General features: G+C 68.6%; 1 protein-coding gene. It reads left to right on the top strand.

Annotated elements, in window-relative coordinates; genetic code table 11:
- Positions 1–564: M4 family metallopeptidase (locus OC490_RS49140; RefSeq protein WP_262064568.1), on the top strand; the 564-nt coding region annotated here is incomplete at both ends.

Raw genomic sequence — 564 nt, 5'->3', positions numbered from 1 at the left:
AAGCACAAGCAGGACCTGCCCGGCAAGAAGGTCCGCGCCGAGGGCTCCGACCCCGGCAAGGACGCGACCGTCAACCGCGCCTACGCGGGCCTGGGCGCCACCTTCGAGCTCTACCTCAACGCCTTCAACCGGCACTCCATCGACGGCGAGGGCCTGCCGCTCAACGCGTCCGTCCACTACGACGTGAAGTACGACAACGCGTTCTGGAACGGCGAGCAGATGGTGTTCGGCGACGGCGACGGCGAGCTGTTCCTCGACTTCACCATCCCGGTCGACGTCATCGGCCACGAACTCACCCACGGCGTCACGCAGTACACCGCGAACCTGACCTACTTCGGCCAGTCCGGCGCCCTGAACGAGTCGATCTCCGACGTCTTCGGCTCGCTCATCAAGCAGTACTCGCTCGGCCAGACCGCCGCCGAGGCCGACTGGCTGATCGGCGCCGGCCTGCTCGCCCCGCGCGTCACCGGCGTCGCCCTGCGCTCCATGAAGGCCCCGGGCACGGCCTACGACGACGACGCCCTCGGCAAGGACCCGCAGCCCGCGACGATGGACGGCTTCATC

The organism is Streptomyces sp. STR69 (assembly GCF_024519455.1).
In the GTDB taxonomy this organism is placed as follows: domain Bacteria; phylum Actinomycetota; class Actinomycetes; order Streptomycetales; family Streptomycetaceae; genus Streptomyces.
The sequence above is the reverse complement of the archived record's forward strand: the minus strand, read 5'-3'. Positions and strand labels throughout refer to the sequence as shown.